Source organism: Pseudomonas sp. ZS1P83 (assembly GCF_054897825.1).
On record NZ_CM142706.1, the window covers coordinates 1,691,878 to 1,707,013 of the forward strand.

At 53.1% G+C, this 15,136-nt stretch carries 11 protein-coding genes; 8 read left to right on the forward strand and 3 right to left on the reverse strand.

The features are described 5' to 3' along the window. Nucleotides 1–240 precede the first annotated feature (240 nt). The 6 genes from ACYZT0_RS08305 (at nt 241) to ACYZT0_RS08330 (ending at nt 6,188) form a co-directional block, all read left to right on the forward strand. Entirely contained in the window at nt 241–894 is a 654-nt protein-coding gene (locus tag ACYZT0_RS08305) for a peroxiredoxin (protein WP_282376053.1), read from the forward strand. A 330-nt stretch (nt 895–1,224) separates the two neighbouring features. Beyond that, on the forward strand, nt 1,225–1,710 hold the full coding sequence (locus ACYZT0_RS08310; protein WP_462045408.1) for a hypothetical protein: 486 nt from the start codon (nt 1,225–1,227) through the stop codon (nt 1,708–1,710). Between the two features lie 383 nt (nt 1,711–2,093). Beyond that, nucleotides 2,094–2,651: a polysaccharide biosynthesis/export family protein gene (locus tag ACYZT0_RS08315; protein WP_462045409.1), complete on the forward strand. Its 558-nt coding sequence runs from the start codon at nt 2,094–2,096 to the stop codon at nt 2,649–2,651. Between the two features lie 71 nt (nt 2,652–2,722). Next, on the forward strand, nt 2,723–3,793 hold the full coding sequence (locus ACYZT0_RS08320; RefSeq protein ID WP_462046518.1) for a hypothetical protein: 1,071 nt from the start codon (nt 2,723–2,725) through the stop codon (nt 3,791–3,793). A 20-nt stretch (nt 3,794–3,813) separates the two neighbouring features. Continuing rightward, nucleotides 3,814–5,388 (forward strand): GumC family protein, encoded by a 1,575-nt coding sequence (locus ACYZT0_RS08325; protein WP_462045410.1) that lies wholly within the window; start codon nt 3,814–3,816, stop codon nt 5,386–5,388. Nucleotides 5,389–5,456: 68 nt separating this feature from the next. Beyond that, nucleotides 5,457–6,188 carry a CpsD/CapB family tyrosine-protein kinase gene (locus tag ACYZT0_RS08330; RefSeq protein ID WP_462046519.1) on the forward strand — a complete coding sequence of 244 codons (732 nt, stop codon included), beginning with the start codon at nt 5,457–5,459 and terminating at the stop codon, nt 6,186–6,188. 44 nt (nt 6,189–6,232) lie between these two features. On the opposite strand, the gene galE is transcribed toward ACYZT0_RS08330, so the two are convergent. After that, nucleotides 6,233–7,210, reverse strand: coding sequence for a UDP-glucose 4-epimerase GalE (gene galE / locus ACYZT0_RS08335; RefSeq protein WP_462045411.1), 978 nt, complete (start codon nt 7,208–7,210; stop codon nt 6,233–6,235). Between the two features lie 200 nt (nt 7,211–7,410). Between galE and ACYZT0_RS08340 the strand changes: the two genes are divergently transcribed. Further along, the gene (locus ACYZT0_RS08340; protein WP_462045412.1) at nt 7,411–9,057 is read left to right on the forward strand and encodes a phosphoethanolamine transferase; all 1,647 of its coding nucleotides are present in this window, start codon (nt 7,411–7,413) and stop codon (nt 9,055–9,057) included. Nucleotides 9,058–9,384: 327 nt separating this feature from the next. Here the strand turns inward: ACYZT0_RS08340 and ACYZT0_RS08345 are convergent, their stop codons facing one another. Together ACYZT0_RS08345 and ACYZT0_RS08350 are read right to left on the reverse strand one after the other, a co-directional pair. After that, nucleotides 9,385–12,009 carry a glycosyl hydrolase family 5 gene (locus ACYZT0_RS08345; RefSeq protein WP_462045413.1) on the reverse strand — a complete coding sequence of 875 codons (2,625 nt, stop codon included), beginning with the start codon at nt 12,007–12,009 and terminating at the stop codon, nt 9,385–9,387. A gap of 5 nt (nt 12,010–12,014) precedes the next feature. Further along, entirely contained in the window at nt 12,015–13,541 is a 1,527-nt protein-coding gene (locus ACYZT0_RS08350) for an O-antigen ligase family protein (RefSeq protein WP_462045414.1), read from the reverse strand. A 95-nt stretch (nt 13,542–13,636) separates the two neighbouring features. On the opposite strand from ACYZT0_RS08350, the gene ACYZT0_RS08355 reads away from it, so the two are divergent. Further along, nucleotides 13,637–15,013, forward strand: a complete 1,377-nt coding sequence (locus ACYZT0_RS08355; RefSeq protein ID WP_462045415.1) for an oligosaccharide flippase family protein — start codon at nt 13,637–13,639, stop codon at nt 15,011–15,013. Nucleotides 15,014–15,136: the final 123 nt, after the last annotated feature.

A 15,136-nucleotide genomic window follows, 5' to 3' on the forward strand; every position in this document is an offset into this window, starting at 1 on the left:
GATTACCTGGTGAGTTGGCGGATCAGTCCTGCCCAGAAACGCTTGCTTGAAGGCAAGCCCATTGCACTGATTGCCGATGAAATCGGCTACGAGAAGCCTTCGTGCTGGCCCGGGCGTTTCGTCGTAAAACCGGCGGCAGCTGGCGCCAGCCCTTCGGCGGGGTGCAGAGCGAAGTCTTCAAGGTCTCCTATACTGGTTCGTTCCGAGAGTTTCCTACCCTTCACCGCGAGGAGAACGCACATGACCATTCGTATTGGCGACGAAGCACCGGATTTCACCGCCGAGACCACCGAAGGCACGCTCCATTTCCACGAATGGATCGGCGACAAGTGGGCCATCCTGTTCTCGCATCCGAAGGACTTCACCCCTGTCTGCACCACTGAACTCGGTTACATGGCCGGGCTCAAGCCAGAGTTCGACAAACGCAACACAAAGATTGTGGGCCTCAGCGTCGACCCCGTCGGTAACCATCAGACCTGGGCCAAAGACATCGAAGAGACACAGGGTCATGCGGTCAACTACCCCATGATTGGTGACGAGAACCTGGTGGTGGCCAAGCTCTACGACATGATTCACCCCAATGCCAGTGGGGGCGCTCGTACTGCCGTGGACAACGCTACGGTGCGGTCGGTGTTTATTGTCGGCCCGGACAAAAAGATCAAGGCGATGCTGGTCTACCCGATGAGTGCCGGGCGCAACTTCGATGAAGTGTTACGGCTGCTCGACGCTATTCAGCTAAACGCCAAGCACACTGTCGCTACCCCGGTGAACTGGCGTCCGGGTCAGGACGTGATCATTCCCACGTCGGTCTCCGACGAGGACGCAAAGAAGAAATACCCGGACGGCTTCAAGACGGTGAAACCTTATTTGCGCACGGTGGCGCAACCGAAGTAACCCCGTACCAAAAACTCTGACCCGCCGGGTACCTTCAGAACGTTGCCGACAGTGCTTCATCGCCCGGTGCATGACGCTGCGCCGGGTCGGAGGCGAGCGTCCTGTGGCGGGCTAATGCCCAGGCATGAAGCTATTTCATACGGATAGATTTACTTAACTGGCGTGCTTGGCATGTCGTTATTTTGACGCCATCCGGCGTAAAATTAAATTTCGATTTATTATGGTGACGAGCTGTTGACGTAATGGCGATGTGCACATACGCTCATTTTAGCCGATAAAGGTTTCTTCAACCGACAAAAAGAATAACCCCCTACGCAAGGAGGTGGTGTTATGCGCTCAACACTTGTCATTAAATTCGTGTTGTTTTCTGTGATCCTGAATGGTGCGGCCGTTGCTAGTGTTGAGGCGACCAGTTTTCCCAATGAAATTAATCGCATAAATACCACTTGCGGAGGGTTAGGCTCTCAACTTGGCAAGGCGCTCGAAGAGCACCCGAGTGGCGCGCCGTTAGCGGTTGGAAGTGGCCTGCAGTGGGCTTCTTCGATCGCCGCTATCTTGGATGATGACCAGCCTAACAGCATGATAAACTCTGGCCCGGGGGCAGGTAGTACCGTCAATACTTTTTCGTGTGACGGTTTAATGGCGGCGGTTACAAGTGCCTCGTTAGTGGGGCTGGATGTTCAGGATAAAGGGTTGGCTGGGGGGTCTGATTCTTATATCAATCAACCGAATGCCGTACCGCTTCCGGCAGCAGCCTGGTTGTTTTCTTCCGCGTTGTTTGGTTTTATTGTGGTCGCCAACCGGCGGAAGATATAGGTGGTGTTTTTTGCGGATGATTACCGGCCTTGCAATGATGCTTAGTTGGTAATTATTGAGGCCGGTTAGTTGTGCTGGCATAGGCAGCCACAATAGGTTTGCAGTGTTTCAGCTGAGGCAGCTATAACTGGCATGATGTAGTTAATTTTGGCGCGGTAAGCATTGGGTGCGGCTTGTTTGATCCAAGCTATTGTTAAATAACGATATTTTACTGTTTTGGTTGTCCAGCTAGTCGCGGGTGAGTTGCATTGGCGGAATTGGCCGCTCAGACGCTAAAAGTGATTGCTGTTCAGTAGTTTCTTTGGCGTGAAATAGGATAGAGTGATTAGGCTCCGTTTTTTGTTCTAAACTCCTTGCATGGCTACTTAGGCGGAGGAATGCCGATGTTCCGTTCAATGATACCTGTGCTCTGCGCGCTGGCTGTTTGGCCCAGCATTTCTAGTGCCGTCGGAAACGACGCGGCTTACCGGCTGAGTCCGGGAGATACCCTTTCTGTTTCCGTTTGGGGTGAAGACAAGCTGAAACAGGAGGTGAAAGTACTTCCCGATGGCAGCATTACCTTCCCGCTGGCAGGGCAAGTCGATGTTAGGGGGCTTGATACCACCGCTGTCGCGGAGAAAATCGCTGGCAAGCTTGAGAAATTTATACCTGATCCGCAAGTGAGCGTTGTCGTCACAGGCACCGAAGGTAATCTCGTCTACGTTCAGGGCAAAGTAGTGAAACCCGGCACCGTGCATATGCCAGGTCAAACGTCAGTGCTGCAGGTATTAAGCATGGCGGGCGGGCTCGACAAATTCGCCGCCAAGAATGACATCAAGGTCCTGCGACGCAATGGGGCTAAAGAAGACATCCTGCCCGTCAACTACAGCGAGTTGATGTCAGGAGATGACATGTCCACCAATTATCTACTTCAGGCCGGCGATACGCTGCTCGTGCCTTAGCCTTGCTCGATGCAATAGGGATTAACTTGCTTAGATTTCGAACGACCGGGATTGCGACGGCAATCCTGGCTATGTCGTGTTCGCACACGGCCTATGCTGCCAGCTGGCACTCAGCAATAGCGGTACCTTCGACGGTTGAGTACGACAGCAACCCGACGCTTCTTACAAGTGGCGAGAAGGGCGTGACGCGTACCATCATCGCTCCCGATTATAGCCTCGTGGGTACTTCCGACCAGGATGAATTCCAGTTCGGCCTCGGCGTGAATGTCGTGCACTCGTCCAATACCTCCATCGTTTCGGACCGGGAAGACCCCAGGTTGAAGTTAGGGTGGCAGCGCGAGACGGAAACGGGTGCTTATGGACTCACAGCGAGGTATGAAGAAAGCTCTACGCTTTCCTCTACGGTTCAGGAAACCGGCGTCGTTGTCTCCGATGGCACGCAAAAGATGACGTCCCTGGCCGGCAACTGGCGTGCTGCTCTCACTGAACGCAGCACCCTGCTTAACGAGATTGAATACAGTCATGTCACTTACGACATTGATTCGCTGACCAACTATGACGAGCTGTCGAACCGCTTGAGCTATACCTATGCATGGAGCGAACGAGTGGAGCTATTCACGCGTTTTGGAGCGAGGCGTTATGAGCCCGATGAAGGGTCTGCGGTGGCTTCCTCAAACAGCTACACCCCCGATATTGGCATGAACTACCAAATCTCCGAGCGGCTCAGAGGCTCGGTATACGTGGGCGCCAATCAAGTCTCCGGCACGGACAGCGGTCCCACTGGCCAGGGCGGTTTGACCTTGTACTATAGCGGTGAGCGCGTTGATACCAGCATCGACGCCGGTCGTACCACTCTCGCCAGCGGGGACGGTGGTTTCGTCGAGATTGATAGCCTGAGGGGTACATGGAGCTATTCCATCGACGAGACCCGACGCACCGGTTTCGATGCCTCCTGGCAAGACGCCAAAGGCCGGACGGCTAATACTCTGCGAAATTACAGTGCCTGGTTTAGCCAAGAACTCTCGCCTTTTTGGATTGCGCGCCTATCCTACACATACAAACAACGCCAGCAAGATGGCTTGCCGGATGCCACTGCAAACGTCGTCGGGTTGACGGTGACTTATAGTTATCCCGGTCTCTGAAATTCAGGTGTGTGAGAAATATGGCCTCTGAATACGAAATGTCGGTCAACGACTACATTGCTATCATCAAGCACCATGCGCTGCTGTTGATCCTGAGTTTCGTGGTCATACTCGGCGTGTCCATAGCGGTCGCGATCTCTCTCCCGCCTACCTATGAGTCATCCGGCACGATTCTGGTGGAGTCTCAACAGATTTCGCCAGACCTGGTGGCGGCGAACAACAATACCTTTGCCGATGAGCGCATCGAAGTCATTCGCCAGCGCGTGATGACCCGTGAGCATCTGGAAGGGATCATCAACAAATACAATCTTTTTGCTTCGCAAAGCCGGCAACTGAGCGTTACCGAGAAGATCGATGAAATGCGCACTGCAATTACAGTCACCCTGGTCAGTGCTGTCGTTAAGGGGCGCGGAGAGGTGACGATTGCTTTCCGTCTTGGCTTTGAGCACAGGCAGCCAGAGATTGCGAACAAAGTCGCCAACGATCTGGTGACGCTGTTTCTGGATGAAAACATCAAGCAGCGCACCGAACGCGCCAGTGAAACCACAGAGTTCCTGACGCAGGAGGCGGACAAGCTCAGGGTGGAGCTGGAAGCCTTGGAGAACCGGTTGGCGGACTTCAAGCAGGCACACAGCAACGCGCTGCCCGAGCATCAGGAGCTGCGCATGAATATGTTGTCGCGCGCCGAAACCGAGCTTAAAGAGGTCGACCGTGACTACAAAACTGCCCGTGAGGATTTGCGCTTCAATGAGTTGGAGCTTTCCGCCGCGAATGCCGGGCTAGCGACCAAGCCTGGAGCGCCCGGTGCGGCAGTTGATAAACCACAGGATCTGGGTAGCCTCAAAGCGGAGTACACCAGGTTGCTGTTGTTATATACGGAAGCCCACCCCGACGTGCGTGCCGTCAAACGCAAAATTGCTGCACTTCAGGCTGGCAAAGGTGTTGGTGTTGGTGCTGGGGGTGCAGCGGCTTCGGTCAGTCTGGACGTTGCCAAGGCCCAGGCGCGGATCTTCGCAGCAGAAGCCCGTATCAAGTCGCTGGCCGATCAAAAGCAGGAAATACTCAGAAAAATAGCCGACTACGAGGCGCAAATTCTTGAGACGCCGCAAATCGAGCGCGGCTTGGTCACAGTGATGCGTGACCATGATAACGCTCGTAAAAAATATGAGGAGATTCGCACCAAGGAAATGGGTGCAAAAATTTCCGAAAGCCTTGAGCAGGAAAACAAAGCCGAGCGTTTTGTTGTTCTGGAGTTACCACTGATTCCTGAAAAGCCGGTACGGCCGAACCGCAAAAAAGTGGTTGCCATGGGCTTCCTGCTTGCCCCGGTGGGTGCTGGCGCACTGGTGATGCTCCTCGAGATGATGAGTCAGCGTGTGCGCGGTGCCCAAGCCTTGGCCAGCGTGCTGGGTAGACGCGTATTGGTTTCCATTCCCTACATTCACACCAAGGCTGAACTGGCACGCCGCAGGAAGTGGCGAATGCTATTGATCGTCTGTGGAGTCTTGATAATCGCGATCTTTCTGGTGCTCCTGCACTTCCTCTACATGCCTCTGGATCTTCTGATGTTTAAAGCTCTGGGCCGGTTTGCATAAGGAATATAGCCATGGAAATAATCAAGCCCGATACCGAAAAAGCCGAGCAACAGACCTCGTCAAAAGCCATGACACCAACCGCGCAGTCCACAGGTCTGAATGCGCTCAGTTATGTGCAAACCAAGGTTGTGCCTTTGCGGCCAGAGCACCTTGAGCGCAACCGCATTGTGGCTTACAACAAAAATTCGAATATGGGCGGGGCTTTCGATCTGCTGCGTACACAAGTTCTAAAAATCATGGAAGAAAATGGCTGGCGCACGCTCGCCATTACCTCGCCGACTCCGGAGGCAGGCAAGACGGTGTTGGCTATTAACCTGGCAATGAGTATCGCGCATCACACGACCAAGACGGCGTTACTGGTGGACTTCGACTTGCGTCGTCCGAAGGTGGGTGAGTATCTGGGTCTGCCGATGGATAAATCGCTTAATGAATTGTTGGCAGATGAAGCTGATCTGCAAGATGTACTGGTCAATCCGACCTTGCCGCGCTTTGTGGTTCTGCCGACGCGTGAGCCGATTCCTCTCTCCACCGAGGTGCTGTCATCGCCCGCAGTGAGCCATTTGATTGCTGATCTGCGTGAGCGCTACAACTCACGCATCGTGATTTTCGACTTGCCGCCGTTGTTGAGTTCGGATGATGTGATTAACGTCCTGCCCAAGTTCGACTGCGTCCTGCTTGTGGTTGCTAATGGATTGAACAGCAAGAAAGAGATCGAGGAAAGCCTGCATCATCTTGGGACAGCCAATCTCATTGGCACGGTGTTAAACAAAACCGAGCCCGAAAACCGCTCTTACTACTAGAGCATCACCCTCAAGGGATCGGCGCTATTGGCTAGCGCCGACTTTCAATGCCAAGGGTACTTCTGCTCCCAACTCCAGGCGTGCGCCACTATCTGTTCAAGTAAGCCAAATTGCGGTTGCCAGCCAAGTAATGTGTTGGCTCTGCGGGGATCGGCCACAAGGCGTGGTGGATCGCCAGCGCGGCGTGGCGCTTCGCTGATAGAGATATCCTGGCCGGTCACGTAGCGCGCGGTATCTATCACTTGCTGTACTGAGAAGCCTTGACCGTTACCGAGGTTGAAAGCCGTGCTTGCACCACCGGCCAGTAGATAATCCACGGCAAGTGCGTGAGCGGCAACGAGATCGACAACATGGACGTAGTCGCGAATGCAGGTGCCGTCAGGCGTGTCGTAATCACGGCCATAGACGGTGATGGTTGCGCGGCGTCCGGAGGCAGCTTGCAGGATCAGGGGCAGCAGGTGGGTTTCCGGTTCATGGCGTTCACCTAACTGTCCTTCAGGGTCTGCTCCGGCGGCGTTGAAGTAGCGCAGGCAGACCGATTTCAGTCCATATGCGCGGTCGAAATCTTCAAGCATCTGCTCCACCATCCACTTGCTGCGTCCATAAGGGTTGATCGCGGCCTTGGGATGCTCCTCGTCGATCGGTACATACACCGGGTCACCATAGACGGCGGCGGTCGAGGAAAAAATGAAGTTTTTAACGCCCGCACGAACCATGGCCTGTAGCAACGTCAGGGTGGCGGCCAAGTTGTTTTGGTAATACTTGGCAGGTTTGGTCACGGATTCGCCCACCTGTATAAAGGAGGCGAAGTGAAACACGGCATCAAAGTGTTGTGCGGCAAACAAGACGTCCAGGGCTTGCGCGTCGGCTATGTCTAGTTCGACCAATATACCGCCCGCCAACGCGCTGCGATGGCCTGTGGAAAAGTTGTCTGCCACCACCACGTCGTGACCTGCACGCAGTAACTGTTTAACCATGTGCGAGCCGATATAGCCAGCGCCACCCACCACCAAAAATTTCATCCTGATCTCCGATTTCCTGGACACTATTGCTGTGCAAGCACAGATTGCAACGTCAGTGCGATCCGCCTGACCATTAATAGCCGAGACTCGCTACGTTTGGAACGCCAAAGGAGAGAATATTTTGAACAAGATACAGCGAGCGCGCCAATTGGAGCTACCCTTGAGGAAGCATATGGGTATGCTGCGAGAATAACTATCAAATGAAAAACTCCACCAAAATTATCGATTACTCATTAAAAATATTCAAAGCAGAATGGCCAAATTTAGTATTGTGGTCATATCTGCTATCACCGTTGATTGTTAGAACGCTAACAAACTATCAATACTCTAAAGTTGATTTGTTGGTCTTTTACACCCTTGGCATGTCGGTGTTATGGCTTTTGGCAATTAGATTTATTTCATCCAATCAATTCAAGGTTCACATCATTTTACTGCCGTTCTATTTGGCAGCAACTATTGATCTCTTTTTGGTTTTAAATTTCAACTCGAGATTAACAGCTGCTTATATGTTTATTGGCTTGACAAACTATCAGGAGGCAAGCGAGTTTCTACCGACTTACTGGCGGTCCATCAGTATCGTTTTGGTGATTTTCATATTTTGCTATGGGGCTGGATTAATAGGCCTGCATAAGCGCGAATTATATAAAAACAAAGGTATTTTTGTTTTGGTTGTTAGCGCCTTGCTAGTGGGGTATGGGGCGTATTTTTATAAAACCGTGAAGCTTAATTCTTTCGGGAAATCTGCAGTCATGGATCTCCTTGCAAAAGATCAAAGCACGCCAATAGGCTATTTATCGCAAATTGGCCTGACTGCAGACTTGTATTTGGGGACGGAGAAGCTTATCAAGCGCCGTCGAGAATCTAATGTAGAAATAACTAGCATGTCGAATCAATCAAATATAGAAACCATTGTTTTTGTGATCGGTGAGTCATCACGGCCGCACAACTGGTCCCTCTACGGTTATAACAAGGAAACAACTCCGAATCTCGGTAAGCAGGCGGGGATTTTCAAGTTTGATAATATCTGCACGACAGCCCCATATACCTCGTTCGCGGTTCCTTCAATGCTGAGCCTTGAGCCTATATCGGATTGGGACTCCATTGCGTCAACCAAATCATTGGTCAGTATATATCGCGCAGCCGGGTACATGACCTATTGGTTGTCTGCACAGGAAGTTGATAGTTTTGGCGGAATAATTCCACAAATAGCTGCAGAGGCACAATACCGTCAATATTTTGAGAGAAGCTATGATGGAGCATTGATTTCAGAATATGAAAAAATACTAAGAAAAAGCGATACAGAAAAGAAAGCCATATTTATTCATGTCAAGGGTAGTCATTTCGAGTATTCACGCCGATACCCAGAACATTTTGATAAATTCAAGCCGTCAACAAACAGTTTCAAAGACAGAATTACCGCAGAATATGATAATACTATTTTATATACGGACTGGCTATTAAGCACATTTATTGATCAATTGAAGTCAAGCAAAAAACCATCTGTCTTGTTTTATTCATCGGATCATGGTGAAAACATGATGGATGACAGTCGAGGGCTTTTGGGTCATGGAATTGGCAATAAATATGACCTCCCGGTTTCGGCATTTATCTGGGCATCCGATAATGTTTCAAGCCAGCAATCGCTCAAGCTTTTAAAGCTGAAGGAAAGAGAAAGTCAGAAAATCAGCATATCATCCTTGCCACATACTCTTTTAAATATCACAGGGGTTTTCACGAGTAAGTATAAAAGTTCAGAAGATTTATTAAGTGATGATTTTGTATCGTCGAAATGTCCACATCTGCTCGGCGCAGGTTATGTTCCATCGTTTGATTTTGACACCCCTTAAATAGCCCTCGCTGAACAGGTAGCGGCGATGCACCCACAAGTCTAGGTTGCCCCAGGCCGCCGAGATGTTTGTAACCGCGCCATAAAGTGCAGCAGGGTTTTTATTTATCGTGGCATCTCTGGCGTGCAGTTCCACGGCAGTAAGGCTTCAAAGTCTTCTCACGACACGGCCTGTGGCAACATCATCCAACGCTCCTGGAAGCTATTGATGTGTAGGCGCAGATTGCAACGTCAGCGCAATCTGACAGACCATTATTGTAAAGACGGGCTAGTTTTTGGCTAGCCTGCGTGCGTGATGATGCTGTGGCAGGGGTCGGCTGCGCGTCGCCTAAGGTTGTGCTTGCGTGACGCCTTTTTTCAAAAATAACCAGCTCGACGCCTGCAAGCCGTCGAACTTGATTGTATAGCGGCCATCAAGGTAGGTCGCGGGCAGCTTCTTCATTTGCCCCAGAATGCCGTGGGTGAACAGTGTCAAGCCTTGCGGCGCCTGGATTGTTAGCGTGCCCTCGAGGGGCTCAACGTAAAAAGGTATTTTGTCGTCGTCTTGGGGGATGGCACGGGTGCCTAACGAAATCAGTAAATCCTGCGCTCGGCCCAAAGGCGCGTCGTCCAGACTTTGCACCACCACACTGGCGTTGGCGGTCGTCACTTGAACCTGAATGTTGCCAAGGCTGATCGACTCGCCGCCGATCCAGCCGGTAGCGGCCTGGGTACGCGGTGTATTGATGGTGTAGATGCCTTGTTTCCAGTTGCGCTTTAGCTCACCCGTGTCTGTCGTGGACTCGCTGGCATTGGCGTCCAGCAGCGACTGGTCAGGGTCATGAAATTCCTGTGCATTGCTTGGGATAACGCTCTGTTGCAACCAAGGCAATTCCGGCGTCTGTGGCATCGCGATTTCCAGCTTGCCTTTCTCCATGGCTGTGCGCAGTAGAGCAGAGTTGGCCGGTGTGATCATTTGGTTGAACAGGGTGCTTGGCGTCGGTGCGAAGACGTAGATGGTTGTTGCTTCGCGAACGTCTGCACGGCGATAAAGCAAGGCGGCGGCGGGCAGAGTGGCCAGCATTGCAGGGTCGTTATAGGCGTGCCAGTTGCTGGCACTCATCCCTTCGCCCCCCAGTGGCTCCTGGCTGTAGGCATATTGCATCAGTGCATCCCAGCCTTGGTGGCGGGCGGTGCCGGCGATATAGAGTGGCAGCGAGTGACGGTCTGGTGTCGGGAAGGGCTCATTGTTCCACTCGGTGACGGTCAAGGGTTTGCCGGTGACCTGGCCGGCGGCAATCCAATTCACTATGCCGTCGCTGTAGAGCGGGTTTTTCTCTATCTGTCCCGAGCCCCCGTAGCTATGGACGTCGATTACGTCGCCGGCGGTAAGGGCCGGCAGGGAGTTCAGGCTATCGCCGCCCCAGCTACTGGTCGTGGCGATGGGGACCTTCACGCCTATTCCACGCAGGTGTTGAATCATGTCGACGTTGAAACGTCGCTCCAGATCGTTAAGGAACAGCTTGGAGGGGCCTGGCTCCCAGGCGCGCCAGGTCTGGTCTGCAGATAGATTGTGCTGCTTGGCAAAGGCCTCGGCCTCCGCCATGTAGATTTTGTTGTGCTTTGGTACGTTCTTGTCTGGTAACAGGGCGTTGCCAAAGTGGCGGGTGACGTCGTTTTCGTTGGTGATCAGTACGGCGGCGATCGCCGGGTCGTCTTTGTAGGCGAGACCGGTATAGCTGTTTACATGGGTCATGTAGGCTTCGGTAAAGCGCTTCATGGCTTTTTGAATGGTGAGATTCACATAGGCATAGCCCTTGAGATAGGCAAAGTTTTGCTCTTCTTTTGGCAATTCATCGTAGCCATAAATGTTGTCGTTTTCAGTTAAGGGTCGCTGGACGTGCATATCGAGCCACACATAAATGCCTTCGTCTTTCAGGCACTTGATCCACCAGTCGATTTTTTTCAGCGATTGCGGGCTTAGTTGCTGGGTGCTACGCGTGACCCTGCCGTCGCCAAAGATGTTCGGGAGGACCCATGGCGAGTCATGGTGGTGCAGCCGTACGAGATTGAAGCCCAGTGCCGACAGGCGTTTGGCCTGCAGCTTGATTGCATCGTCTGACGTGAGGAACAGCGTGTAGGCCGAAAGGTTGGTGCCCCAGAAACGCGCCGCAGTGTTGTCCGCAAATAGCAATTGCTCGCCGGAGGCTTTGATGAAGCCGCGCTTGCCTGCAGGTTTTTCCTGAGCGTTGAGAAAGGACAGGTCGACCGGCGAGGTTTTCAAGTCGAGCTTGTCAGTCGGCCAGTTCTTTGGGTCCGACAGTCCGAAGCGCTCGGTATTGGTTGGGCCAACCGCCACATCGCCAGAAACGCTCAAGGTGGCTGTGAAATCCTGGCGGCCAGGTTTGATCGTGTTCTTGTAGAAAAAAGCACGCACCTCGGATTTACCGCCCGGTTCAAAGTACACACCCGCCAGTGCGGGCTCGAAGCGCATTTCGATGCGTCGCCCTTGTGCATTGCCCCAGGACCAGCCGCGGTTGTCAGGTAGCAAAGTGGGCTCGCCCATTTCTCCAGTGAAAAGGGCGGGGTCGAAAGTGAAGACGATGCCGCCACCTGACACGCCCGACTTCATGCTGCGTGCATCCAGGGCAAATTTCCAAGTCAACTTTTGCTCGTCTTGCTTCTGAATCTGCGCAGTCAAGTCAAAATCCAGCGCTTTGTTTTTGCCTGCGAGGGAGTATCGATAAGGGGCGTTTACCTTGAATTCGGTCTGCAAATACGTCCAGTCCCAGTTACGCCCAAAGAACGAGAATGTCGTAGCAATTACCGGGCTGCCACCACGCACCAACATTGGCAGGCCGTTGCGCTCATCCACACTGACGACCCAGTCCGACGCCCAGGTACGAAACGGCCAAATAGCAAAAAACAGCAGTGGCAGGAGCAGTATCTGGGGACGGCGAAACAATTGGGTCATGGGTTCTACCTGAGTTGGAGATGGGCACTCGCTGTGACGGCCGTCGAGGTGTGCTTGAGCCTGCGCGCCATCTGAGCATAGGCGACGCCCAGTCCAGCCACCGACCAATACACCACGGGGATCACCGTGATACTGCTAACGGTAACGATGGTGATCAGGATCCCGGCCAGTGTCGCCAGAAGTGCACGTCCGAGTCGGCGTGCCTCATCATCTTTGTTGGGGAACGAACGCATCCCCTTGCGGATGCCCTGCAGAACACTGACGAAAAAAACCACGAAAAGCGTCAAACCAATCAAACCGAACGACAGCGCTATGCCGATATAGGTGTTCACGATATCGATGATCCCCTGGCCCTGAGTCAAGGACTGCATTTCCGGTGTGCTGCGGTAATCGAAAGAACCCAGCCAAGGGTTGCGCTGGATAACAATCACTGCGTTATCAATCAAGCGCTGCCGGTACGTGATGTTCTCTACTTCCACCGTGCCGATGAACGGCAGCAGATCAAGCACTTTTTGCCCGCCCGGCACAATGGCCAGCAGGGGGAGGGCGAGCACTCCGGCGACCGCCAGCAGGATGAGGCGTTTGACAGCGTTGCGGCCGGTGGCGATGAACACAGTGATAATGGCGGCGGCACCGATCCAGGGGCCACGCGACAGCGGTGCGAACAGACCACCGGCGAGCAAGAGGGCGCCGAGGCTTCTCTGCAATCGGCTGCGTACGTCCTCCTGCAAGTACAGGTAAAAGCCGATGGCCACGCTGATGACGAAGCCCAGTGCAATGGCCTGGCCGGTAGTGGCGCTGGCGCGTAATGAGCCGCCACGGCTCAAGTAGCCGGACATTTCCCATTGCAGGCCCAAAGCGTCGATCAGCGCTCTGTATAGCTGCCAATTTCGGGAAAATTCGAAGAGACCTATGAGCGACAGCACCATGGCGGCGAGCACAAAACCGAACAGAGCGTCCTTGAAGTCGCTAAGGTTCTTCAGCGCCCGGCTGGCAACGTAGTAAGGCAAAAAAACTTCGATGAACAGGTAGAGCGTTTGGCGCAAAGTGTCGGTGACCGTGGTATCGCGCAGGTAAAGCAGACCCGTCAACAGGAGGTTGGCGGCTAACAGCTTGTCAGGCCAGGTGCGCCCGAAAGGGACCGTGTCTGCTCGCCCGCGCAGAGCGAAAAAAGCCGGAAGCAACACACACAGTGCCAGTAGACGAATATGGTTCAGGGTAAAAAAATAGTTAATCAGGCCGAAGCCGGGAATCTCCGACGGGGCCGGCGGGATGAGAAACAGTAGAAGGAAAAATAACGCCACGGGATTGCGTTCGCTTTTTCGTGCGAAGGTCAAAACGATAGCGGCAATGCCCGCATACACCCAGAAACTGTGCGAAACAAAGGCCAGTAGCGTCAATACGAACCACAGATTACGCCGACGAGTGAAATTACGGTCGGGAATCAGGTCTGCTGCTGGTCGACGTGCGATGGCAAAAACGATGCCAGCAAGGACCAGAATGACGAGTAACGCGCGAAAGTGCTCAGGCATGGATGATTGGACTTATTGATTGATGAGCGACGGCTAGTGGAATGGCAAAACGCGACTATAGTACCTTTTGAGCCATTCAGTCCGGGGTTGATGTTATGTCGTTAGTCAATTTATCGCCATCGTTGAGCCTTCGCAGGCGAGCGATATCTGCCGGGGCATGGAACATCGGGGCGCTGGTTACGTCCCAGGCCTTTCGCTTGGGTGGCAACCTGGTAATGGCCCGTCTGCTGATGCCGGAGATGTTCGGCATCATGATGATCGCCATCACCGTTTCGCTGGTTCTGCACTTGCTCTCCGATGTCGGTTTGCGCCAGAACATTATTCAGAGCCCGCGTGGCGACGATCCGGTATTTCTCAATACCATCTGGACTGTGCAGATCTTGCGCGGCTTTATCCTTTTTGCTTCGACACTGCTCCTCGCGGCCCTCGCCTGGTTTGCACAGACCCTCAATCTGTGGTCGATCAATTCCACCTACGCCGCACCCGAGTTGCCGCTGGTGTTGGCCGTGACCAGTTTCTCGGCAATCATCGCTGGTTTCCAGTCGACGAAAATCGACCTGGCAGTGCGCGCTTTCCAGCAAAAGAAAGTGGTACTCACCGAGTTTGCGTCCCAGCTCGTCGGGCTGTTGGTGATGCTGGTCGTCGGCTACTTCACTAGGTCCGTCTGGTCACTGGTGGCTGCGGGTCTGGTCTCAGCGCTGGTCAACACGCTGCTGGGTCATGTCTGGTTCGAGGGCCCGCCTAACCGTCTGCAGTGGGAACGTTCTGCGCTAAATGAATTAGTCGGCTTCGGCCGTTGGATACTGTTGTCGTCGGCAGTGGGCGTATTGGCCATGTACGGTGATCGTATTTGGTTTGGTGGCAGCATGACGACCAGCGAGCTGGGCGTTTACTCCATTGCAGTGCTGATTTTGGGAGCTCTTCAGCTTGGGTTGCAAAGGATATTCGGGTCCGTGGCCTTGCCGGCCTTCAGTGAGGCCTCAAGAACTAACGACACCGTACGGCTCCACGCTTTGTACTACCGCTTGAAATTGATGCTCGATCTTGCCTGTCTGTTTTTGTGTGGACTGTTCTGGACGGGCAGTCCACTGCTCATCAGCATTTTGTACGATGAGCGTTACGCCCAGGCTGGCAACATGATGGCCATTCTTTCACTCTCTTTTTTCACAATGCGCTACATGCTGGCGAATCAGGTCTGGATTGCTTTGGGGCACACCAAGTACCAGGCCATGGACAACATCATTCGCGTGGTCTCGTTATGGGTGCTGCTGCCTCTGCTGCTGGCTATTGGCGGGGTCAAGTACGCGATTTGGGGTGTCGCCCTGCATACGTTTCCTACGCTGATTCTGGTTTTTTATGTCAATTATCGTTTGGGGCTGTTCAATCTCAAGCGGGAACTGGTAGTGCTGCCAATGCTGGTGGTGGGGGCTTTGTGTGGGGAGTTGTTGACGAGTATTGCTAAATGGCTTTGATTTAATCTATTTCTCTTGATGTTTCCAAAGCTGTGGCACAGCGTCGCCATTGAGGTGTTGATGGCGGTCGCCAAAAAAATGTGACCTTGATGTGCAGTTGAAATTTCCAACGTAATCTCGATG

Excerpts from the sequence above, each read along its gene's own strand:
- ACYZT0_RS08305 (WP_282376053.1), top strand. The coding sequence starts at position 241 with ATGACCATTCGTATTGGCGACGAAGCACCGGATTTCACCGCCGAGACC.
- ACYZT0_RS08310 (WP_462045408.1), top strand. The coding sequence starts at position 1,225 with ATGCGCTCAACACTTGTCATTAAATTCGTGTTGTTTTCTGTGATCCTG.
- ACYZT0_RS08315 (WP_462045409.1), top strand. The coding sequence starts at position 2,094 with ATGTTCCGTTCAATGATACCTGTGCTCTGCGCGCTGGCTGTTTGGCCC.
- ACYZT0_RS08320 (WP_462046518.1), top strand. The coding sequence starts at position 2,723 with ATGTCGTGTTCGCACACGGCCTATGCTGCCAGCTGGCACTCAGCAATA.
- ACYZT0_RS08325 (WP_462045410.1), top strand. The coding sequence starts at position 3,814 with ATGGCCTCTGAATACGAAATGTCGGTCAACGACTACATTGCTATCATC.
- ACYZT0_RS08330 (WP_462046519.1), top strand. The coding sequence starts at position 5,457 with ATGACACCAACCGCGCAGTCCACAGGTCTGAATGCGCTCAGTTATGTG.
- galE (WP_462045411.1), bottom strand. The coding sequence starts at position 7,210 with ATGAAATTTTTGGTGGTGGGTGGCGCTGGCTATATCGGCTCGCACATG.
- ACYZT0_RS08340 (WP_462045412.1), top strand. The coding sequence starts at position 7,411 with ATGAAAAACTCCACCAAAATTATCGATTACTCATTAAAAATATTCAAA.
- ACYZT0_RS08345 (WP_462045413.1), bottom strand. The coding sequence starts at position 12,009 with ATGACCCAATTGTTTCGCCGTCCCCAGATACTGCTCCTGCCACTGCTG.
- ACYZT0_RS08350 (WP_462045414.1), bottom strand. The coding sequence starts at position 13,541 with ATGCCTGAGCACTTTCGCGCGTTACTCGTCATTCTGGTCCTTGCTGGC.
- ACYZT0_RS08355 (WP_462045415.1), top strand. The coding sequence starts at position 13,637 with ATGTCGTTAGTCAATTTATCGCCATCGTTGAGCCTTCGCAGGCGAGCG.